Origin of the sequence: Chitinophaga eiseniae (assembly GCF_900167135.1) — a bacterium.
In the GTDB taxonomy this organism is placed as follows: domain Bacteria; phylum Bacteroidota; class Bacteroidia; order Chitinophagales; family Chitinophagaceae; genus Chitinophaga; species Chitinophaga eiseniae.
In genome coordinates this window covers 836,696-857,106 of the sequence record NZ_FUWZ01000002.1, presented here as the reverse complement: position 1 = coordinate 857,106, position 20,411 = coordinate 836,696, and the positions used below count along the sequence as shown (strand labels likewise).

20 protein-coding genes and 1 tRNA gene are annotated in these 20,411 nt (G+C 43.6%); 10 read left to right on the top strand and 11 right to left on the bottom strand.

Annotated features, from left to right (window positions below; genetic code table 11):
• Nucleotides 1-34: 34 nt before the first annotated feature.
• Both B5D63_RS13110 and B5D63_RS13105 read left to right on the top strand, forming a co-directional pair.
• Complete coding sequence (locus tag B5D63_RS13110) at nt 35-1,225, top strand: thioredoxin family protein (protein ID WP_159456006.1); 1,191 nt, start codon at nt 35-37, stop codon at nt 1,223-1,225.
• Between the two features lie 178 nt (nt 1,226-1,403).
• Entirely contained in the window at nt 1,404-1,994 is a 591-nt protein-coding gene (locus B5D63_RS13105; RefSeq protein WP_078669239.1) for an RNA polymerase sigma-70 factor, read from the top strand.
• Here B5D63_RS13105 and B5D63_RS13100 read toward each other — a convergent pair.
• Nucleotides 1,991-2,827, bottom strand: coding sequence for an ester cyclase (locus B5D63_RS13100; protein ID WP_078669238.1), 837 nt, complete (start codon nt 2,825-2,827; stop codon nt 1,991-1,993). The genes B5D63_RS13105 and B5D63_RS13100 overlap by 4 nt on opposite strands.
• Nucleotides 2,828-2,894: 67 nt before the next feature.
• Nucleotides 2,895-3,665, bottom strand: a complete 771-nt coding sequence (locus B5D63_RS13095) for a helix-turn-helix domain-containing protein (protein WP_078669237.1) — start codon at nt 3,663-3,665, stop codon at nt 2,895-2,897.
• 71 nt (nt 3,666-3,736) lie between these two features.
• Between B5D63_RS13095 and B5D63_RS13090 the strand changes: the two genes are divergently transcribed.
• Complete coding sequence (locus B5D63_RS13090) at nt 3,737-4,324, top strand: pentapeptide repeat-containing protein (protein WP_078669236.1); 588 nt, start codon at nt 3,737-3,739, stop codon at nt 4,322-4,324.
• Between the two features lie 9 nt (nt 4,325-4,333).
• Here B5D63_RS13090 and B5D63_RS13085 read toward each other — a convergent pair whose 3' ends face one another.
• The gene (locus B5D63_RS13085) at nt 4,334-5,017 is read right to left on the bottom strand and encodes a hypothetical protein (RefSeq protein WP_078669235.1); all 684 of its coding nucleotides are present in this window, start codon (nt 5,015-5,017) and stop codon (nt 4,334-4,336) included.
• Between the two features lie 596 nt (nt 5,018-5,613).
• Here B5D63_RS13085 and lodA point away from each other — a divergent pair.
• Together lodA and lodB are read left to right on the top strand one after the other, a co-directional pair.
• Entirely contained in the window at nt 5,614-7,656 is a 2,043-nt protein-coding gene (gene lodA / locus B5D63_RS13080; RefSeq protein WP_078669234.1) for a CTQ-dependent lysine 6-oxidase LodA, read from the top strand.
• A 4-nt stretch (nt 7,657-7,660) separates the two neighbouring features.
• Nucleotides 7,661-8,800 (top strand): lysine-epsilon-oxidase maturase LodB, encoded by a 1,140-nt coding sequence (gene lodB / locus B5D63_RS13075; RefSeq protein ID WP_078669233.1) that lies wholly within the window; start codon nt 7,661-7,663, stop codon nt 8,798-8,800.
• A 15-nt stretch (nt 8,801-8,815) separates the two neighbouring features.
• Here the strand turns inward: lodB and B5D63_RS13070 are convergent, their stop codons facing one another.
• The 5 genes from B5D63_RS13070 to B5D63_RS13050 all read right to left on the bottom strand — a co-directional run bounded on the left by B5D63_RS13070 (nt 8,816) and on the right by B5D63_RS13050 (nt 13,801).
• On the bottom strand, nt 8,816-9,367 hold the full coding sequence (locus B5D63_RS13070; protein ID WP_078669232.1) for a dihydrofolate reductase family protein: 552 nt from the start codon (nt 9,365-9,367) through the stop codon (nt 8,816-8,818).
• 498 nt (nt 9,368-9,865) lie between these two features.
• Nucleotides 9,866-11,809 carry a hypothetical protein gene (locus B5D63_RS13065; protein ID WP_143312895.1) on the bottom strand — a complete coding sequence of 648 codons (1,944 nt, stop codon included), beginning with the start codon at nt 11,807-11,809 and terminating at the stop codon, nt 9,866-9,868.
• Between the two features lie 6 nt (nt 11,810-11,815).
• Nucleotides 11,816-12,871 (bottom strand): 3'-5' exonuclease, encoded by a 1,056-nt coding sequence (locus B5D63_RS13060; protein ID WP_078669230.1) that lies wholly within the window; start codon nt 12,869-12,871, stop codon nt 11,816-11,818.
• Nucleotides 12,872-12,923: 52 nt separating this feature from the next.
• A complete protein-coding gene (locus B5D63_RS13055) occupies nt 12,924-13,439 on the bottom strand; it encodes an ImmA/IrrE family metallo-endopeptidase (RefSeq protein ID WP_078669229.1) in 516 nt (171 codons plus the stop codon).
• An 8-nt stretch (nt 13,440-13,447) separates the two neighbouring features.
• Nucleotides 13,448-13,801, bottom strand: a complete 354-nt coding sequence (locus B5D63_RS13050) for a helix-turn-helix transcriptional regulator (protein WP_078669228.1) — start codon at nt 13,799-13,801, stop codon at nt 13,448-13,450.
• A 193-nt stretch (nt 13,802-13,994) separates the two neighbouring features.
• On the opposite strand from B5D63_RS13050, the gene B5D63_RS13045 reads away from it, so the two are divergent.
• From B5D63_RS13045 to B5D63_RS13020, 5 genes are all read left to right on the top strand, one after another.
• Entirely contained in the window at nt 13,995-14,240 is a 246-nt protein-coding gene (locus B5D63_RS13045; protein WP_078670309.1) for a DUF2188 domain-containing protein, read from the top strand.
• Nucleotides 14,241-14,546: 306 nt separating this feature from the next.
• Complete coding sequence (locus B5D63_RS13040) at nt 14,547-15,248, top strand: multiubiquitin domain-containing protein (RefSeq protein WP_078669227.1); 702 nt, start codon at nt 14,547-14,549, stop codon at nt 15,246-15,248.
• Nucleotides 15,223-16,401 (top strand): ThiF family adenylyltransferase, encoded by a 1,179-nt coding sequence (locus tag B5D63_RS13035; protein WP_078669226.1) that lies wholly within the window; start codon nt 15,223-15,225, stop codon nt 16,399-16,401. Before B5D63_RS13040 ends, B5D63_RS13035 begins: the two co-directional genes overlap by 26 nt.
• Nucleotides 16,382-16,825, top strand: a complete 444-nt coding sequence (locus tag B5D63_RS35425) for a ubiquitination-like system serine protease family protein (protein WP_078669225.1) — start codon at nt 16,382-16,384, stop codon at nt 16,823-16,825. Before B5D63_RS13035 ends, B5D63_RS35425 begins: the two co-directional genes overlap by 20 nt.
• 428 nt (nt 16,826-17,253) lie before the next feature.
• A complete protein-coding gene (locus tag B5D63_RS13020) occupies nt 17,254-18,189 on the top strand; it encodes a recombinase family protein (protein ID WP_078669223.1) in 936 nt (311 codons plus the stop codon).
• Nucleotides 18,190-18,342: 153 nt separating this feature from the next.
• On the opposite strand, the gene B5D63_RS13015 is transcribed toward B5D63_RS13020, so the two are convergent.
• From B5D63_RS13015 to B5D63_RS13005, 3 genes are all read right to left on the bottom strand, one after another.
• A tRNA-Ser gene (locus tag B5D63_RS13015) sits at nt 18,343-18,429 on the bottom strand.
• A 90-nt stretch (nt 18,430-18,519) separates the two neighbouring features.
• Complete coding sequence (gene aqpZ / locus B5D63_RS13010) at nt 18,520-19,212, bottom strand: aquaporin Z (protein WP_078669222.1); 693 nt, start codon at nt 19,210-19,212, stop codon at nt 18,520-18,522.
• Between the two features lie 147 nt (nt 19,213-19,359).
• Nucleotides 19,360-20,400, bottom strand: coding sequence for an asparaginase (locus tag B5D63_RS13005; RefSeq protein WP_078669221.1), 1,041 nt, complete (start codon nt 20,398-20,400; stop codon nt 19,360-19,362).
• Nucleotides 20,401-20,411: the final 11 nt, after the last annotated feature.

Genomic DNA, 20,411 nt, shown 5'->3' with positions numbered 1-20,411 from the left:
GGTAGCCGTTCCTCCGGGCCTAACCCTCATTTTTATGAAGAAGATTTTATCGATACTCTGTCTTTTAGTCGCGCTCAAAGCAAGAGCTCAGGAGGAAATAGCGTTTAACAATGCTGCCTGGCAGGCCACGCTGGAACAGGCTGCCAAAGAGAATAAACTGATATTCCTGGATTGTTACACCTCCTGGTGCGCTCCCTGTAAGTGGATGGAGAAGAATGTGTTCAACGTGCCGGAGGTATATAATTACTATAACCAGCACTTCCTCAACACCAAACAGGATATGGAAAAGGGCGACGGTGTGGAGCTGAGAAAGAAATACAATGTACAGTCTTTCCCTACTTACCTTTTCATCAATGGTAAGGGTGAAGTGGTACACCGCACCGGTTCCCGCATGTCTGCGGAAGAGTTCCTGGAAGAAGGCCGTATGGCCACGGACCCGGACCGCAGCATGTCGTCCCTTTCTGCCCGCTACAACGCCGGCGAAAGAAGCATTCCGTTCCTGCTGAATTATTATCTCGCGGTAGCACGGTCTGACCGCCGTACGGCCGAAAAAATCGGTACAGAGCTCAGCGAAAAAGTAGCGGAGGCTGATCTGAACTCACCCCTGGGTTGGAAGATCATTAAAAATATCGCCCGTTCCGGCGATGACCGGCTGGGTAAATACTACCTGGCCAACCAGGCGCAGTTTGCCTCCTACGCCGGCCAGCAGGAACGCGACGCCCTCACTGACCGTCTCGTCTCCGGCACCCTGTACCCGAAAATCTACAACAAGGATGAGAAAGGCTTCTTTGAAGGATTACAACATTTTAAACAATCGGCATCGCCGGACAGACAGAAGCAGGCGGTGATGCTGGAAGCCGAATGGTATCAACAGCAGGGCAACGCAAAAGCATATGTGAAACTGACGGACAAGGCCATGAAAGGCATACTGAAGGCAGATGCAGAAAAACTGAGTTTCCTGGCGCGCCGCCTCAACGGCAAACGCGAAGCAGACCCTAAAACGGCTGCTTTCCTGCCACAGGCCTACAAAATGTCGAAAAAAGCTGTTGCCCTGGAACCGGAAGAGTACAGCATCCAGAGCACTTTTGGATGGGTATGCCTTACCTTGAAGAAAAAACAGGAAGGTCTGACCGCTGCCCGTAAAGCGAGGCTGCTGGCGGATGCAGAAACGTCCAAAATCCAAAAACTGGCCCAGGAACTGGTGGACGAACTGGAAAAACTTTAACCAACGAACCATATCCCGTGAAAAAAAGGGTGTAGCCATGCGGCTGCACCCTTTCCTTTTGAAAAAGGACTTGCATTATTTCGCTGCTAGGGTTATCTTCGCCCTCACCAACCATTTTGAATGGATACATCACTTGTTACTTCCTGTTTGTAGGCCCGCAAACAACAGGTAGCGATTCATGTCGGATTACAACACATATACGGATGATCAGCTTTGGCGCCAGATAACACTGGACGATCAGGATGCTTTTGCCACGGTCTACCACCGTTATTGGAAGGTATTGTATCTCCGCGCCCGTAATATGTTGTCCGACGGCGACCTGGCGCAGGACATCGTGCAGGAAGTGTTCATCTCCCTGTGGCACCGCCGGCAGGAGGTGGAAATACTACATCTTAAAGCTTACCTTTTCCAGGCGGTCCGCTTCCAGGAGCTGAAAGCCCTGCGGAACCTCAAGTCAGACACGAATTTCTACGAGCGGCTGGCCCACATCTCTAAAGATCTCCTACAGCATGAGCCCCTGGCTTTTAAGGAACTGGACAGCGTGCTGCAGCGGGTAGTGGCGGCCATCCCGGAAGACCAGCGCACCATTTTCAGCATGAGCCGCGATGAAGGCCTCACCTACCGGGAAATTGCAGACAGGATGGAAATCTCGGTCAAAACAGTAGAGAAAAAAATCTCCCAGGCGCTGCGGACCATCCGCAAGGGAATGGACAGCGCTTTCCCGTTACTGCTAAGCGTGATGGCAGTGCTGGAGAAAAACAATCACTAGTTGACCGCCGCCTGATAAATCCCCCTGTCCAGCTTTATTCCCAGCCGCTGATAAAATTCCGCCGGTTGAAATCCGATCCGTTTATATTCTTCCAGTACCCTCATTTTAGCATTGTCCAGGCTGACTTTGTTTTTCCAGGTGGCCACGGTGACAATGGAGCATTGCCCGTTTTCTTCCTGGTGCCGGTATATCCGGTCGGTGACAAACCCCTCCAACTGCCGGATAAAGCCCCGGTTATAGTTCATCCGTTCGGTGAATTCAGCGATGGCCTGCGCCGGCACAGTGAATTTGTCAATGAAATACACGGCCTCCTGTATAGCCGGTGGCGTTACATCAGCCGGTAATACGCCCAGTTGTTGAAGGAATCCCAGTCTGTCTGTCAGGATCTCATGGTGAATGAGTTTCCCGTTTTTAAAAGTGTAGATGGCGGTGCCTTCACTGGTCAGTGTTTTGTGGGTAGGCGTGGTGCCCAGGTAAGCTGTCTGATGAGTGCAGGTCATCTGTTGTTTGACGAAGACTTTGTCTCCGTCAGCAGCGATGCCGGTCAGTGTCCACCGGGCATCGGGGAAAGTCTTTATCAGGGCGAGGACCTGCGTTATAAAGCCCTGTGGGCCTTTCTCACCCTGAAGATTGGTGTAATCTGCCGATACCAGCTGGTCGACATCTTCCAGCTGCCGGTGGTTCAGCGTCTGTTCGTAAAAACGAATGATAGCGGCTTTGTTTTGTTGTACGGTATCCATAGTTAAATTTTTTTTAGTGTGAATATTTCTGACCTGCGGATAAGCGGTAGCACTGGCGAGCAACAGGGCGCACAGCGATAATCGTTTGATCATATGGTAATGTTTAGTACCCCAAAATTGAGGAATACCGTACCCGCATCATTGTAAAAAATCAGTGATTTTACCAGAAGAGAGGCGCCTGGAAGAAAGCGGTAGGCGTAAGGCCGGTAAACAGCCGGAAGCTGCGGTTGAAGTGTGCCTGATCGAAATAGCCCGCATCCAGCGCAAGATGGGTTAAACTCCTGTCGGCAGGTATTTGTAAAAGAACAGACCGCATCCGGATGATGGAAGCCATTTGTTTGGGGGTGGTGCCGATGACTCTCCTGAAACGTTTTTCGAAAGCGTCCTGGCTGAGGTAGTTGGCGGCCGCCAGCGCTTTCATACTTAGATCGCCCTTGACATGTTGTATTTGCCGCAGGGCATCCAGTATCAGGAGGTCCTGTTTGGGGAAACGCAGCTGCGACAGCAGGAAAGTGTCCAGCAATGCGGCCCTTTGTGTATCGCTGGTGGCCGCGGACAACTGCTCTTCCATATCCGTTATCTGTTGCCGGATGAAGAAATGGTCCAGTGAAATACTGTGCTCAAACAGTTCATGAAGCGGCGTTTTGAAAAATGCCGCAGCGCCGGCGGCTTTGAACTGCACAATGATGGCGGCACTGTGAGGCTGATAGTTGATCAGCCTCACAGTACTTCTGAGTCCGGAAATAACGGAAGCCGGCAGGTCAACGGGCGGCTGTTCCCCGGAGAGGTAACGGACCTGCCCTTTAAACCGGAAGGCGATGGCGGGCGTAGTGTCCGGCAACACGCGATTCACCCTTTCATCGTGGCTTTCGATGATTTTGTAAACCTGAATGAAGGGCTGCAGCGGCAGTGATGGCAGATACGTTTTCATGCAGTAATAAAGATAGTTATTAATTGTATTTTAGTGGTTTCCTGTATTTGTTTCTCAAAAAATCATTGTTTATGACCAGCTCAAACGGACCGATAGCACATCAGCAGAAAACATTTACCGATGTGAATTATGCTGAAAAAAGACTGAAGAACAGGGAATTTATAGAATGCGAGTTCATAGGTTGTGATTTTTCGAAGAGTGATTTGCGGGGGAATGACTTTGTGGACTGCCATTTCAAACAGTGCAATTTTTCAATGGCTATATTGAACGGGGCCGGTTTCCGCGACGCCAGCTTCACGGAATGCAAGATGTTGGGTATTGACTTTACCCAATGTAACAGGTTGATGTTCGCCTTCTCCTTTTATGGATGTACACTCGATTATTCCACCTTCCTGGGAACGCGGTTGAGAAAAACACCGTTTTGGGAATGCTCGCTAAAGGAAGTGGATTTTTCTGAAGCTGATTTAACCGCTGCTGATTTCAGAAATGCTGATCTGTCGGGCGCAAGATTCTCCAATACGGTACTGGAAAAAGCAGATTTCAGGACCGCCCTGAATTTTGGGATAGATCCGGATTTTAATAAGCTGAAGAAAGCCCGTTTTTCTGCTATGAATCTCTCCGGGCTGCTCTATAAATACAACCTGGATATTGAATTTTAGCTACATGCATTATCTGCTTCGCCGGAAAGTGGCTGCGAGGTGACCTGTCAGCGTTTTGTAGTGGACAACCGGGACAGGAGGACTGGCCTGTCTGGCCAGTATTTCCAGTTCTTCCGTGTAATTCCTGCTATTGCTGATGTGAAAGTAATAGCGATGACCGCCGGCCTTAATATATACCTGGTCGTTAGGAGCGCCTCCCTTGCTGTAATTATAACAGATGCCCAGCTCGTCCATGTCGGCGAAGGGGATGGTCAGTGTTCGGAAAGCTTTAAAGACATACAATACATTATCTTTTACAAGGTAAGGCGGAATGATGCTGTTGGGGTTATAGTCCGACAATCCCTCCCGCAGCCTGCGCAGACGCTCAAAATCCTGTGAAGACATGTCCCGGGCGATGTGGGTGTAGCCGGTGATAAAATGTTGCGTCCACCTCCAGGCGGCCAGGCACATCAGGCCGGAGGTGACGCCTACAAAACCCGTTGCCAGCCAGCTGTCACGTATCCTGGAATGAAGTACTTCACCGCGCCAGAGCTCCTGTCCGGATATAGGATCAACGGGGCGCGTATAGGCAAACGGGTAGGTGTTCCAAAACACCAGCAATGTTGCTGCAAGAGGGACCAGCAGCAGGAATACGCCGAAGTAATATCTGCCTTTATAGGCCTTTTGTAAAAAGACGATCTTATCCTGTTCCAATAGCTTTCCGGGTTAGATGACAGTTTAAAATTACAATTCCTCCCGGATGATGAAGAGGCGGATTGATTTTCGCTGCAGATGAAACAATATTCGCAGGCTAACAACACAATCGTGTTATTTTACAGCATCATCTGATTGGTATCTTGTTGTAGGTGTGAAAAAAACACCGTCCTGGAGCCCATCGCTGAAAAAAGAACGAAACGCTGGTGTGTAACGCTTTAAAAAGTATTTCAATTTTACGGTCCGTGATTTTTCGTTGATTAGCGGGTACTTCAAACTGCGGTCCTGGAAGAATGACTGTTGTGGGCATGCAGCTGGCAAATTATTGGATGTAATATCATCAATCCTTTGGTGGATTTAATGGAGTAGGACTCCGAACAATTATAAGTGGGTGGTACGGAAAAATTACCTCACTGTATATAACCGGAAAATTTTTTCTGATTTTTTTTCGGGTGATTTTTATATCGAAAAAAAGACATAGATTTAATCTACCTGTAAAACTCAAAGACTCAAAATAATCATTACTGTTATAAAGGCCCAATAGAATTGTTGTATGTACTATCACTATTCCACAACAAAAACCAAATTCCCCTGCAATGAAATTATCACTACACCCCTCTGTAGGTGTTGCCCGTTTGGGCAACAGCCCGGATCAGATTTGTCTATCCCCCCGCGCCATTGGCGGTCTTCCCTTTGATGCCGATGTGCATGGAAACGCACTGGGTCCTATTACGAAGTTCAAAGACGGTGCTGGTCTGATAAAGCGCCAGGGACAACCTTTCATGATTTATAATGAAGCGGGCGAAGAGATCACACTGGATACACCCAATGTAAGCTCCATCACCTGGACGGTACATCTGGCTAATAAAAAAGCGGCGTGGTACCAGTATTCAGAGCTGAAAGGTAACCTGATGTATGGTTATGAAAACAGTTACACCAATCAGAAAGTGCCATGGCGTAATAAAGATGTGGAGGGCCGCGAGGCGCGACAAAAGCTTATTATAGATCCGGGGCCGAGAACGGTGAGCGGACGCCAGCAAAAAATCGCTTTTACCAGGGACCAGGCGCCTGCCAACTATCCTGTGCAGTATCCGCCGGAACAGGTGATTTATGGTACGCCGGTGACTACACTGGGAGACCTGCTTACAGATGATAAAGGCAGGCTGGTGGTGCTGGGAGGATACGGCCGTGCTGGTGGCGATAAGCCGCTGACCAGCTATGGTGGTTCCGATACCTGGCATGATGATATTTCAGACGGTAGCGTTAAATGTGTTGTTGAGTTTGAAGACAGCACACCGAAAGTAACACTGCATGCCTGGGTGATCATTGGTTCGCCCGACTTTGCACCGGAGATAGTAAACATATCCACCCTCAGTGACACCATGTTTGATGTAGGGGTACGCCGTCTGCAGATGGTACCGGAAATGTATAATAATAACACCTGGAATGAAAATTATGTGGCCAACTTCAAACGGGATATCCTGCCGGTCATCGATCGTATCAGCAGATATCAATGGGTGGCGAATGTACCGTCCATGATGGCCTTCTGCTCTTTTCAGTTTGATTACGGAGATCCGTCGGAAGCTAACAGGAAAAACCGGGAGCGGTATTTTTCTTATTTCCGCAGGCCTGATGCAATACCACCTGTGGCTCCCCCGGAAGAGCAGTCACAGCAAAAGCTCTGGAAACACAATGGGAGTGATTATTTCCCGGGAATGCCGTTGAATTCCGGCAGCAACTCGGTCAGCGAAGTGAACATCATGAAGTTCCTCTCGCTCGACGATACCCAGTATTTCCTGATGTCGCAGTGGGCTAAAGGAAAATTTGAAAATACGCCAGAACCGGCGCAGGGTTACATCCACCCTATGGACGCAGCGAGTGTGGGCAACTGCGTGGGGCTGCCCATGTGCCCGGGTATTGAAGTAACCTGGAGTATGCAGAATCAACTGGTCTATAAATCGCCCTATGTTATTCATCAGCATGAAGGCGACTATTACGCTACAGGGCTTTCTCCGGAAGAAGATGAATGTGCCAGCTTCCGCGGCTGTGAACCGGGAGATCTTACCAAACGTATGGCTTGCCCGTGGCAGGCAGATTTCTTCCAGTGCACTATCCAGTATATCAACTTCACCAATCCTACCGTCAATAAGGAAGATGGTAAGCCGCTTCCACCCACTTATTATTCTTACTGGTGGCCGCCACAAAGTCCATGGGATGTACTCATCGGGGAAATTACCGAGGAAGGGCAAGCGGCAGCGCATGCGCCGGCTGGGTTACAGGTCAACTATCAACGGGGTATCAACAGCTTCGTGCAAATGGTAGAACACTGGTCCGCGTTGGGCTTCATCAGAGACCAGAATGCCGGAGACAAAGGTTTTCCTTACCTCGTGGAAACAGAACGGGTAAATGAACTATTTACCTATGAGGACGTGCCGGTAGGGCAGATCAGCGGCAACCAGAACGATGATGAAACGACCATTCCTGTTTACTTCATCCGCGAAAACAAACAGGAGGTGATGAACATGAGTGCCCGCGGCGCCGCACTGGTAGAGCATCTGGAAGCACTCGCATTCAAACCTATTGCTGTAGCGGCCGAAGGACTTCCGCTGCCCCGCTCCGGCACCCGGAACAGATATTAAACATATGCAGTCAATTCATACAGATATCTTCATTACAGGCGGCGGACCGGCAGGTACCGCCGCCGCTTTATGCCTGCTTACGCATACCACCTGTAAGGTGGTGGTGGCGGAAACCAGCGCATATGATAATGTTCGTGTAGGCGAACACGTGGACGCCAGCATATTCCGGCTGTTGGAATACCTGGATATCCCGCGCAATACCTTTGATGACACCGGCATACAGGAAGGCTATAACAGTGAGGCGGCATGGGGGAGCGACCGGCTTGTTTCGCGGCATAGTATCTATACTGCCGAAGGGCGCAGCTATCAGCTGGACAGACACCTCTTCGATTCCTTTCTGGCCACGCAGGTGGCCGCCCGCGGCGGACAGCTGTTTCCGCGCACCAGGGCATTGCACTACCAGCAAAACGCTGACAGTCACTGGACCATACTGCTGCAACATGAAACAAAAGGACAGTTTGAGGTACATGCAAAATTCCTGATGGACGCTACCGGCCGTCAGGCACAGGTTTGCCGGCATCTGGGGATTCCCGGCAAGAAGTATGACCAGCTCACCGGCATTGGCGCTTATCTGCAGTCAGATACAACGCATACGCCTGAACAAAAAATACTACTGGAAACAACAGCGGAAGGCTGGTGGTACTACGCCGCTATGCCCGGCAACCGGATGGTCGCCACCTTCTTCACAGATAGTGACCTTGTTAAACAACACCAGTGGCAACAACCCGATAACTGGAACCGGCTGCTGGCGTCTACAAAACACCTGTTGCCCTTAACAAGGGGTAGTCATGCATACGGGAAGCCCTGGGTAAGAAACGCTTTCACGCAAATGACGGATACCAGTACTATAAAAAATTTCCTTGCCGCCGGAGATGCGGCGCTGTCTTTTGATCCTATCTCCTCTATGGGAATCGGTTTTGCTATCAGTTCCGCATGTCATGCAGCACTGGCTGCCAACCTGCAACTGCAGAGGGATGCAGCCGGTATCATCAGTTACCATAAGGATTTGCAGCAACATTTTCAGCAATATCTTCAGATAAAAGCCGCTTTCTATCGAAAGGAGCAACGATGGAAAACGTCTGCGTTCTGGACACGAAGAACAGAACGTGTAGCCGATACAGTTAGTATCGTGCCAGGTGGTTAGAGATGGTGTTTCCTGTTACTGTTTTTCGTAGTGGAGCGCCACACATCCGGATTTGAAAACAATGGAGTCGACCAGCTTTAAATTAAAGTTTTCCTGCAGGCTGCCGGCATCTATCAAAGGTCTCCCTCTTCCCACGATGACAGGGTGGACCACCAGATTAAATTTGTCGATAAGGCCTGCGGAGATCAGTTCCGGCAACATACTGACGGTATCTACGGAGATGGTGCCACCAGGCTGTTGCTTTAGTTTCATCAGCTCTGCTACGGGATTGCTTCGAACGATCCGCGTATGGTGCTGCGCATTTTCCAATGTTCGGGATACCACCACTTTTTCGAGGGCCGTCAATCTTTCGGCAAATCTGTTTTCATCGGCTGTGCCGGATTGATCCCTGGCAACATCGGACCAATAGGGAAACATGAGTTGATACATCACACGACCGAAAAAAATCAGGTCTACATCCTGCATCATTTCTGTGAAGTAATCATACAGTTCTTCACGGGGAGTAAAGGTGGTATGATCACAATAGCCATCCAGGCTGATGTTCATGCCGAAGGATACAGTTCTCATGTCGATGGGTTTTATTGTTTAATAAGATAGTTCAAAAATAGCAGAAGGCCACAAATAAGGTGGCGGGCATTCACGACAAAAAAAGCGGCTTTTATGACACAGAAGTAATGGGAGAAAGAGCTGTGGACACCCACAGGGACCTTAGTGGTAAAGGGGGCGGTGGTGTAGGTACGCCCGCTTTTTTAAAAGTATATGTTCAGGATTGACTTCAGGCCGCAGAGGAAAGCGCTATTTTACAATAGCGGAAACAGTTGATGCTGTCATTCTTTTGTTATAGACTCTCCGTTAATATTTCTTATTAAAAACCTAAAAAATCTCGCATGAAAAAAGTAGCGCCAAAGAAAATGCGACTCTCTGCCATCAGAATCGCGTCCCTGAGTAACCCAAAGCAATGGTGTAGGCTTCCCCGAACTTCGGCCATAAGAATTAGAGTTATGAATTGAAGTTTGATAAATGTGTTTAATAAGCGTTCTAACACGTAATGCAATTATAAAAAGGTTAAAATAATGACAAATTATTAAATGCTTCATCAACATGCGTCATTAGCTTTAAGCCATCTTTTTTAGAAATCCTATACCTACTTTTCAATTCTTCGACCATTTTTTCTTTACTACCCAATTTCAATACCTCCTGAAATTGGGCCAATGAAAGTTTAAACTTCCCTTCTATATATTTCTCAAATACAACCTTCTCCCTGTGATTATTATCTAATTGCTGTGGAATATCTGAATTCGCTGGATTATCTTCAATTCGGTCATTTGATAAATATTCCCCATTAAAATAGCACTCATTAACAAACTGATCTACATAGTCACCCGAACTGCTATTTTCATCGAAAAATATTGAAACAAAATTGCCGCTGATATTTGCAAAGCCGTTAAAACAGCACCAGAAACTAAATGCCATCCACTTTAAATCTAGAGCTTTTGCATTCAAATAATTTTCAAGCTTTTCAATGCTATCTGAATTAAAAGAGAAAGCGATGAAGTTTTTCATTACTATCGAGTGAACCTTGTTTGAATCATATTCATTAATTTCTCCATTTAGATATTGATATAGACTAGTATTCTTCCCATCCACACTTTTGCTTATTCCCGACGCTACATTATCAACAATATGCAATATTTCCTCTTTTCGAGCTTCTCCTTTTCTTCTCTTTGGATTTTGTAAAATTACATTTAAGACAATTAAATATTCATTTAATGTAGATTGCTCTAAATCTTTAAAAGGCACTTGAATACTAACTTCGTTTCTTACATTGTTATATGAAATTCCCGATAGATTCAAATCGCTGTTAATACTAACTTTTTTTACACCCGACTCTACTGTTTTACTCAGATCAAAAATGGTCTTTTTGAATTGATCTGTCAAACTATCTTTAGACAATCTTTCTGAATCGGAACTATAATTTCTGGGGATAGAATATCGCTTAATTACATCCCTTAAAATTTCAAAATATATAGAAGGATTATTACTTTCACTTTTCAGGTAATTAGTCTTTACCGTTGATAAAAAATTCGATCCCAGTAACAATTCCTCCATTTTCTTGAACCTCAGAAATTGCTCTATCTCCTCATTTGTATACCCCTCTGACTCAAGTTTTTTATGGATATATTTATTCAACAGCTTCTCAGAATAACTCTCTCCAGGAAGATATGAATTGAAACTAGATTCCGCATATTGAATAGCATCTAGTACTCTATCACTAAATGTTCTGAATATATCTCTTTCAATTTTTTTACTACTTCCTACTCTTCCTGAATCCCATCTGTTTTCGTGATCCATCCTATTTTTAAACTCTGCAAATGAGTTCGTAATATCTTGAAGAGAGCGTTTTAAGAGCATTTCCATTTTCGAACCACTTTTCAATAACCCAGTGGCTAATCCATAACAAAAACCTTTAAAAAAATTAAATTTACGGTCCGAATCAATGGTCTCATTAATTTCGGTGCTATTGATTTCAATCTGCATAAGTGAACTGGTATCAAAATATACACAATCCTCTTCATCGATAACTTTAAAATTATTTTTATACTTTTTGTATCCTTTAGTTAAAAGTGAAACTTCTGATTTCAAACAGAAAGTTATAAGCTCTTTTTCTGAGAAAAAAAGCAACTCGAAATTATTTTTATTAAGATAGATGGTACTTGGATATCCAATAATGCCCTCAGAAACAAAGATTATTTTTTTCAAATCGATCGCCTCTTCACTAACCTTTAAAATGAATTTTGAAAAGTTAGAAGTCGATTCTATAACCGAATATTTTGGAGCCTTATTATATAAAACAATCATTTCATCATGATGAAATGATTCAATTTTAAAGAAAAAATCAGTACCGAAACCTCTAAGTTCATAAACCTTTGGAGGAGACACAGATTCACTAGAAAATATATTTTCAAATGTGAATTCTTTTGAGCATAAAGGATAGTAGTAGTAGTTCATGTAAACTTAATTATCGTACTTAAACGGAGGTATCTTCTTGAAAAATGGAGAAACATTTCCTGAATGCGTTAAATATAAGTGCTTATAGCTTCGAGTTAGCCCTACATAAAGCGGCTTTTTATAATTTTCAACAAACCAATCATCATGATATGGATATTCGCAAAAGGGCATAAAAACTGCCTCAAATTGCAACCCTTTAGCACTATGCCAAGTGAGAACTTTGGGCAACTCTGAGTCAAAGTCTAAATCTGACCTATCCCAGTCGTTATCATCTCGCATCTTGAATTCATGACTAAATCCCTGGCTATCAAGATATTCACTTACAGATTCAACATTTCTATGAACATTTCTTGGAACATAGTTGGCAGCACTCTTAGTATTATATGGCAACAATATAGCTGTATCAGTTAAATTCCTCGTTCTTATTTCATTCATTATAAAGTCAAGCTCCTGTTGCCAAGTGGCAAACTTTATGATTCTTGGTTTTTCAGTCCCCAGTTTAACACATTTGTTTTCAAGTAATAGATCATCACTAACATGCGAAACGAAAGATGCTATAGTTTTAGGAAGACGATAATTTCTTAATAATTCCTTTTGAGGAAGTTTGAGAAAATCAGCTATTTCTTCTGTACTCATTTTACCATGATAAACCTGCTGGTGAGAATCTCCGTAAAGCATCATTGATATATTGGCTGCATTCCTTACAGCTTCTATTTTTTCCTTATCAAAATCCTGCACTTCATCTACCACAATATAATCAACAGCACTTTCATCCCACACGTCATAATGAACCACTTGATTTAAATCCAATCCCAACTCCAAAACACCAGATTTTATAAAAGAACGAAGAGCTTTCGTATACACCAACAGTGTGAAGCTTACCGGCTTTTTCTCTGCAATGGATTTTATTTTAATGTCATGTGCTCTTCGCAAAGCAAGTATTGTTTTTCCACTTCCTGCGCATCCCCTTATCAGGTAACTGTCTTCAGTACTTAATTCCAAAATCTGCCGCTGAAACTCGTCCATCTCACTTAAATCTATCAACCATTTTTCTTTTGCCATAGAATATTTTTTGATTGAAAAAAAAGTAAAACATTTGATTTCTCTAGTATAATTAGAAAAAGCCAAGTTTATCAATGCGTAACGACATTGCAGTAGTGCTTACTTCAAATACCTTTGCCAGGTGCTTAATTCCCTCTTCTGAAACAAGATCAATATCCATTTTTTCCAGCTCCTTTCTAACCTGGTCAGTAGGCATCAAAATGCAAGATGCAAAGTAATTTGCCTCATGTTCCATTATTTGGTGGTCAACTGTAATGGGTGAGTTTTGACTTCTGTAAATGAACTGCTTATCGACAAAGAGATCAGACTTTTCTTTATGAAGTTCATAATGCCCAAGTTCGTGGGCTATTGTAAAGCGTCTTCTTACTCTAGTTTCGGTGGAATTGTAGCCAATTGTTCCTTTACCATCTTTAATAGCTAATAGGCCCGAAACGTCAGGTCCCAACTCGTAAGGAAGAACATCCAAACCTCTTTTTTTTGCGATACTTTCTATGTCTACGGGTAGAGTAATTGGTGACGCAGCCTTTAAAACTGCATTAACCTTACTATGAATTAACTTAATGTTCATGGTAAAAACTATTTAAGGCCAGACAAGAAGTTCGTTATAGCTGCTTTCGAAGATTTATCCAGTTCATCAATTGATCCTTGATCAGTTAAACCTTCTTTTAATTCTACAGAATCGCTATTATTATCATCGGCTTTTGTGGACTTAAAAGGTATAAGGGTCGTATAATCAATATTTAAATAGGTAGCAATTTGTAGCACTTGATACAATGAGGGCTTATGTCGACTTGTTTCAATATTCATAACAGATGTCCTGGACAATCCAAGGTAATCTGCTAAATTCTGCTGGCTGATATCTTTTTTAACCCGTTCGAATTTTATTTGCTCAGCCAGCTGCTTATAAAACAATTCTGAATCAGGTAGCATGTTTTACAATTTTATTCCGGTTTAGCAAGCAAAACTAACATTTATTTTGCGCAAGTCCAAATGTATTTTACAAAACTTGACGCTAATTTTTATCAAACTTATCGTAAAGTTTTACATAACTTATCAAAATAAATATTTTATTAAACTTGGTATTATCATTTTTTCATCGTACATTTGTAGCAAATTGTATAATATGTCAAATTATCACGTAACACAAAAGAAGGGACAAGCCGATTGGAATGTCCAAAAAGAGGGAGGTAAAAGAGCCTCCGCTATCGCTTCTACGCAAAAAGAAGCAGAGCAAATTGCTAAACACTACGCATCGAACAACGGTGGTGGTGAAGTGAGGATTCATCGGCCCAATGGAGGCCCCATAAGAGATAGTGATACCGTTAAGCCGGGAAATGACCCTCATTCTGTAATAGATAAGAAGCATTAGTATGAGAGTCTATCGCAAAAGATAAAGCCAGGCGAAAATCACCTGGCTTAAATTCCTTTAACAGAGACAAAGGCCCTTGCGAGGCTTTTGGTAGTTATGTTTTCGCACCTCAAAGCTACTCTCTTTATTTGGAATAAACAAGCTTCTAGTGATTTTTACATACCGGTATATTATACTGGTATGCTGGATAATTTTAAACTTTTAAATTTTTGAAAAGCAGCTACTTAACTTTTGGCTGTAGCCAATTCTATTGTCAAATACTTGACATAACCCAAGCCACTTTTTTGATAAAATTAAAATTAACAAATGAATCCAATTCATAATGAAGGGTTAGGCCATGCCCATAATCATGGTGTTCCATTAAAGTTTGTTATTGAGGGAAAGGAATATGAGACCTTCGATCAATACAAAACTGGCGCAGAATTAAAGGAAATAGGTGGTATTCCATTGGATACCGAACTGTACCTATCTATCAGCAAGCCCTATAAAGATGAGCTAATAGAAAATGATAAGCAAGTCAACCTTGCACGTCCCGATACGGAATATTTTTTCGTAAAGAAAAAGCTAGAATTTTCGATTAATAATCAACCGTTTACCTGGTATAAACGGTACATAAGGGGTATTCAGATTCGAGAATTGGGAAACATCCCTGCTGAGGATGATATTTTTCTTGATATTCCAGGAGATTGGCAAGATGACCAAATAATGGATGACGAAGTTGTTGACCTTGCGAGACCAGGCAGAGAGAGGTTTTTCTCAAAAAAGAAAGTGGTTGAGTTCCGAATTATCGTGAACGCGCGAGAGAAGATTTGGCATGAATCGTTAATATCCTTTGAACAGGTAGTAGCTCTTGCGTTTGGAAGTTATGATGACAATCCTAATAAAGGATATACAGTGACATATAGTCGTGGCTGTGAACCCAAACCAGAAGGCACTTTAGTTAAAGGAGCAGTTATTTGTGTAAAAAATAAAATGGTGTTTGATGTCACAGCAACTGATAAATCATAGTCCAGATCTTAAACGCCTTCGAGACGAAGGGTATGAAATTGAAGTACGTGGTGGATATTTACTTATCCACCACATTCCATATGTAAATCATGATAAGAAAATAGCCTTTGGAATGCTTGTTAGTACGCTAACAATGAGATCCAACATCCATACAGCGAAGCCTGATAATCATGTTATACATTTTGTGGGTGAAAACCCATGTGAAATATCTGGAGAAATAATCACTTCAATTCAACATAATAATACTAAACAAGTTTTCAATAATCAGATAACTATTGACAGGAGCTTTTCCAATAAGCCTGTACATGGCTATTCTGATTATTATGAAAAGGTTAAACGATACGCTGATATTATTTCTGGACCCGCAAAGTTTTTAGATGAAGATGTAACAGAAAAGACTTTTAAAGCCATTCCCGACATAGAGCATGAGACTGTATTTCAATATATAGATACAAATGCTAGCAGAGCAAATATCGAATTAATAAATGTAAAGCTTGCAGGGCAAAAGATTGCCATAATAGGGTTGGGTGGTACAGGTGCTTACGTATTGGACTTTTTAGCTAAAACTCCCGTCAATGAAATTCACTTATTTGACGGAGATACATTTGATCAACACAATGCCTTTCGATGTCCGGGAGCTGCCTCTATCAATGACCTAAATGAAAATTTAAAAAAGGTTGAATACTTGCATAAGAAATATTCGAATATGCACACAGCTATCATTCCACACGGTTATTATTTAAAGGAAGAAAATTTACATGAACTGGATCAAATGAGCTATGTGTTCATTTGTATCGATAGAAATTCTGTAAGGAAACTGATAATTGATCATCTAATACTTTCAAATGTTGCCTTTTTCGATGTAGGATTAGGGGTAAACGTTGTTGAAGATAAACTGATCGGAGCTGTTAGAGTTACTTCTGGCACACCAAATAAAAACGATCATATTTCACTTCGCACATTTCCTGAAGATACTGATGAAAATGATTATGTAACTAACATCCAAATTGCTGAACTTAATGCGTTAAATGCAATATTGGCGGTTATAAAGTGGAAAAAGTTAAGTGGGTTTTACGTGGATTTAGAAAACGAATATCACTGTTCATATTCAATTGGCGTTTCAAAAATTTTTAATGAAGATGCTACAACATAAGTTTGTTGAATTTATTCCTGACAATATAGATGATGGGGTTATATATATATCTATTAATTATTGCACAGCCATACATAAATGTGTGTGTGGCTGTGGCAATGAAGTAGTTACTCCTATTTCTCCCACAGATTGGCGACTAACATTTGATAGAAAGACTGTATCTCTGCATCCATCTATTGGAAATTGGAGCTTTAGTTGCCAGAGCCACTATTGGATTAAAAACAACAAAATTCAATTCGCAACGAAGTGGGATAGTAATGAGATAAGTATAAATAGGCAGGCAGATTCGGCGACAAAAAATAACTATTACACTAGCCGGATGCAAAAATCAGAACCAAAGTTCCCAGACAGATCAAAAAGGAATATTCCTAAACTTAAAAGGTTTTTGAGGTCCTTTTTAAAAATATTTGGTTTAGGTACCTGATTATATAGATATTAAAATTTAATCCCGATAGTTTGAGCGTTCGCTTAATTCTATTGGGATTTAAAATGAAGTGAAAATGACAGGAAATAATGCTACGTATTCATATCGAAAATACTGGTCTCCGCCCCCTGATTAAACCGCCCCATCTGCAATGCTTTACCCTTCTTCGGCACCTCAATAACCACGTCTACATCGTGTTGGAAGCTATTTTCTCCCCGGAAGTTCCCTTGTTTAGTGGACTGGAAAACATAAATGAATGATTGGGTCGGATACTGTGCTTTCAAGTTCCTTAGCTGATCCGGGTTACCATATACACCGTAGCACAACCAACAGATACCCGCAATGAAACCGGCGCATTCAGCCAGGATTTGCAATTGCTGTTCAGTAATTATGACAACAGGCTAAGAAGGAAAAGAACAATAAGCGGCATGAAGGCCAAGCTGGAAAAAGGGATATGGGTAACTCGCCCACCACAAGGCTATGATATTGTAAAAGTTAATGGAGAACGTAAGCTGGTGATTAATGAAGAAGGGCTGTTAATCCGTAAAGCTTTTCTATGGAAAGCGGAGGGGGTAAAGAATGAAGCAATATTGGAACGTTTAAAGGCATTGGGATTGAAGATGATTAAACAACAGCTTACCAAGACCTTTAAGCGCCCATTTTACTGTGGTATTATTAATCATGGGTTGCTGGATGGTAAAGTTATTGAGGGCCAGCATGAGAAGCTGATAAGCTATGAAGTTTTTTTGAAGGTAAACGATATCAATGAAAAGGCTGTTGGTTTCAATATACCTCATAAAAAAGAAAATGATTACCTGCCATTAAAGGTGTTCTTAAAATGTGATAGGTGTGGTGAACCATTAACAGGGTATGAAAGGCGTAAAAAGACCAAAACAAAGGTATTGAAGTTCTATTACTACAAGTGCCGCACCAATGGATGTAAATGCAACCGTAATGCCGCAGAACTTCATCAGCTATTCGAAGACCTGTTGACTACCCTGCAAGTATCAGAGGAATTAATGGCACCCATACAGTACGAAATGGAAAGGTTTTATGAGGAATGCTCAAGAGACAATGTTGAGAAGGAAGCCTCTTTAAAGAAGCAGCTGGCAGTAGTAGAAAAGAAAATAGAAGATGCCGAGGAAAGCCTTTTGTTGAAGAATGTGACACTAGAAGTGTACAACAAATTCAATAACCGGTATCAGGAGGAAAGAGTCAATATTTTAAAGGAACTGGCAGAATGTGCAAAAAGCATTTCGAACCTGCCGGAAGCCCTGAAAAAAACCTTGTCTTTTACGCGCAATCTCAGTGTAGCATGGCGTTCCAGCGAAGCGACCCAAAAAGAGGAATTGCAAAAAAACTAATCTTTCCGGAGGGAATTGTATATGATCGGGAAAAACGGGCATTTCAAACCCCTAAGATGAATTTGATTTTTCAGCTAATTGCCCACCAGTTGGGCAATTTCGCTTATAAAGAAAAAGGGACTTACCATTACTTTTATGATAAGTCCCCTTTAGCGGAGAAGAAGGGATTCGAACCCTTGATAGGCTTTCACCTATACACACTTTCCAGGCGTGCCAGTTCAACCACTCCTGCACTTCTCCGTGATTATCTTTGAAACGTTGCTGAAGGGGTTGAGTCTTCCGTTTCAGGGTTGCAAAGATAATCCTTTACTTTTATTTTCCAAGTTTTTTTTAGGCTTTGTCGTACAGCTTCCAGATGAAGCCACCGATAAGGCCGCCAACGATAGGACCTACGATGAATATCCAGAGATGCGCCAGTGCGTCGCCGCCAACGAAGAGGGCAGGTCCGATGCTACGGGCGGGGTTTACGGATACGCCGGTGATGGGAATGCCCACGATGTGGATCATGGTCAGGGAGAGACCGATGGCTACGCCGGCGAGAGCGCCGTTACCATTGTTTTTACTGGTGGCGCCATGGATCACTACCAGGAAAATAGCGGTGAACACGATCTCGAAGATCAGCCCGCTGGTAACGTTGTAGTGGTCCTGATAGGCGTCGCCGATGCCGTTTTGCCCCAGCCCGTTAGCGGCGAGGGTGTATTCGGCTCTGCCGGAAGCCATGCAGTACAGGATGCCAGCGGCGGCAATGGCGCCGAGGATCTGCGCTACAATGTAGGCGCCGGCGTCTTTACCGGAGATCTTGCCGGTGGCCAGCATGGAAATGGTAATGGCCGGGTTGATGTGACAACCGGAGATATGCCCAATGGCATATACCATGGTAAGCACTGACAGACCGAAGGCAAAAGAAATGCCCAGAAGACCTACGTGACTGCCGGCGATAACGGCGCTGCCGCAACCGATCAGTACCAGCACAAGGGTGCCGAAGAATTCTGCGATGAACTTTTGCGTTAACGAAACATTCATACTTTGGAGTTTTGTGGTGATAGAAAGCGCTAACCAGGTACGGGATGGAATAGGCTTGATAATTAAATATAATAAAATATTTGCAATAAAAAAGCAGAAAGTATACTGTTTCAATACTTTCTGCTTTAAGTCTCTTTTATATTCGTATTAATACACTTCTATAGGAGTCAGTTCGCCACGGAGGGAAGTTTCTATCATCTTCCTGCTTTCTTCTTTGGAAAGCCCCTGTCCCAACACAAACATCAGTTTGGTCACGGCTGCTTCAAAGGTCATATCATGGCCGCTTACCACGCCTGCTTCCACCAGGTGCTGGCTCGTTTCATATTTGCCCAGTTCTACGGAACCTCCGTCGCACTGGGTGATGTCTACCACGATGGCGCCGTTGTCAATCACTTTTTTAATGCTTTCGATAAACCATGGTTGCGTGTTGGTATTGCCGCTGCCAAAGGTTTCCATGATCACGCCTTTCAGGCCGGGAACGCTGAGAATGGCTTCCACAGCGCTGCGGGTAATGCCGGGGAACAGCTTCAGGACAGTGATGTTGGTCTCCAGTTCCTTGTGCACTTTCAGCGGCGCCGCCGGGTTGGGCAGTATGAATTGTTGTTTGTATTTGATATCGATGCCTGCTTCTGCCAGCTGGGGGTAGTTCATGGTATAAAACGCTTCGAACTTTTCGGCGTTGTACTTTTTGGAACGGTTGCCGCGAAACAGCGAGAAGTCGAAGTAAATACATACTTCGGGCACCATCGACGCCTGACTGCCGTTGTTATGCCGCGAGCAGGCGATCTCCATAGCGGTGATAATGTTCTCTTTGGCATCGGTACGGATTTTACCGATAGGCAGCTGTGAGCCGGTAAGGATAACGGGTTTGGACAGGTTCTCCAGCATGAAGCTCAGGGCGGAGGCGGTAAACGCCATGGTGTCTGAGCCGTGGAGGATCACAAAGCCGTCGTAACGGTCGTAGCGGTCTTCAATGATACTGGCCAGTTCTACCCATATTTCCGGTTGCATGTCGGAGGAGTCTATCGGCGGGTTGAACGCATACACATAGAAGTCGATCCCCATCCGGTATAGTTCCGGTAAATTGTTCCTTATTTCATTGAAGCCGATAGGGCGGAGCGCTTTGGTTTTGTCATCGTAGATCATACCTACTGTGCCGCCCGTGTAGATTATCAGAATTTTACTCATTGTCTAACTGC

Bases quoted from the DNA above. Each gene is read 5' to 3' on its own strand.
- B5D63_RS13110 (WP_159456006.1), top strand. From the start codon at position 35: ATGAAGAAGATTTTATCGATACTCTGTCTTTTAGTCGCGCTCAAAGCA.
- B5D63_RS13105 (WP_078669239.1), top strand. From the start codon at position 1,404: ATGTCGGATTACAACACATATACGGATGATCAGCTTTGGCGCCAGATA.
- B5D63_RS13100 (WP_078669238.1), bottom strand. From the start codon at position 2,827: ATGATCAAACGATTATCGCTGTGCGCCCTGTTGCTCGCCAGTGCTACC.
- B5D63_RS13095 (WP_078669237.1), bottom strand. From the start codon at position 3,665: ATGAAAACGTATCTGCCATCACTGCCGCTGCAGCCCTTCATTCAGGTT.
- B5D63_RS13090 (WP_078669236.1), top strand. From the start codon at position 3,737: ATGACCAGCTCAAACGGACCGATAGCACATCAGCAGAAAACATTTACC.
- lodA (WP_078669234.1), top strand. From the start codon at position 5,614: ATGAAATTATCACTACACCCCTCTGTAGGTGTTGCCCGTTTGGGCAAC.
- lodB (WP_078669233.1), top strand. From the start codon at position 7,661: ATGCAGTCAATTCATACAGATATCTTCATTACAGGCGGCGGACCGGCA.
- B5D63_RS13070 (WP_078669232.1), bottom strand. From the start codon at position 9,367: ATGAGAACTGTATCCTTCGGCATGAACATCAGCCTGGATGGCTATTGT.
- B5D63_RS13065 (WP_143312895.1), bottom strand. From the start codon at position 11,809: ATGAACTACTACTACTATCCTTTATGCTCAAAAGAATTCACATTTGAA.
- B5D63_RS13060 (WP_078669230.1), bottom strand. From the start codon at position 12,871: ATGGCAAAAGAAAAATGGTTGATAGATTTAAGTGAGATGGACGAGTTT.
- B5D63_RS13055 (WP_078669229.1), bottom strand. From the start codon at position 13,439: ATGAACATTAAGTTAATTCATAGTAAGGTTAATGCAGTTTTAAAGGCT.
- B5D63_RS13050 (WP_078669228.1), bottom strand. From the start codon at position 13,801: ATGCTACCTGATTCAGAATTGTTTTATAAGCAGCTGGCTGAGCAAATA.
- B5D63_RS13045 (WP_078670309.1), top strand. From the start codon at position 13,995: ATGTCAAATTATCACGTAACACAAAAGAAGGGACAAGCCGATTGGAAT.
- B5D63_RS13040 (WP_078669227.1), top strand. From the start codon at position 14,547: ATGAATCCAATTCATAATGAAGGGTTAGGCCATGCCCATAATCATGGT.
- B5D63_RS13035 (WP_078669226.1), top strand. From the start codon at position 15,223: ATGTCACAGCAACTGATAAATCATAGTCCAGATCTTAAACGCCTTCGA.
- B5D63_RS35425 (WP_078669225.1), top strand. From the start codon at position 16,382: ATGAAGATGCTACAACATAAGTTTGTTGAATTTATTCCTGACAATATA.
- B5D63_RS13020 (WP_078669223.1), top strand. From the start codon at position 17,254: ATGAAGGCCAAGCTGGAAAAAGGGATATGGGTAACTCGCCCACCACAA.
- aqpZ (WP_078669222.1), bottom strand. From the start codon at position 19,212: ATGAATGTTTCGTTAACGCAAAAGTTCATCGCAGAATTCTTCGGCACC.
- B5D63_RS13005 (WP_078669221.1), bottom strand. From the start codon at position 20,400: ATGAGTAAAATTCTGATAATCTACACGGGCGGCACAGTAGGTATGATC.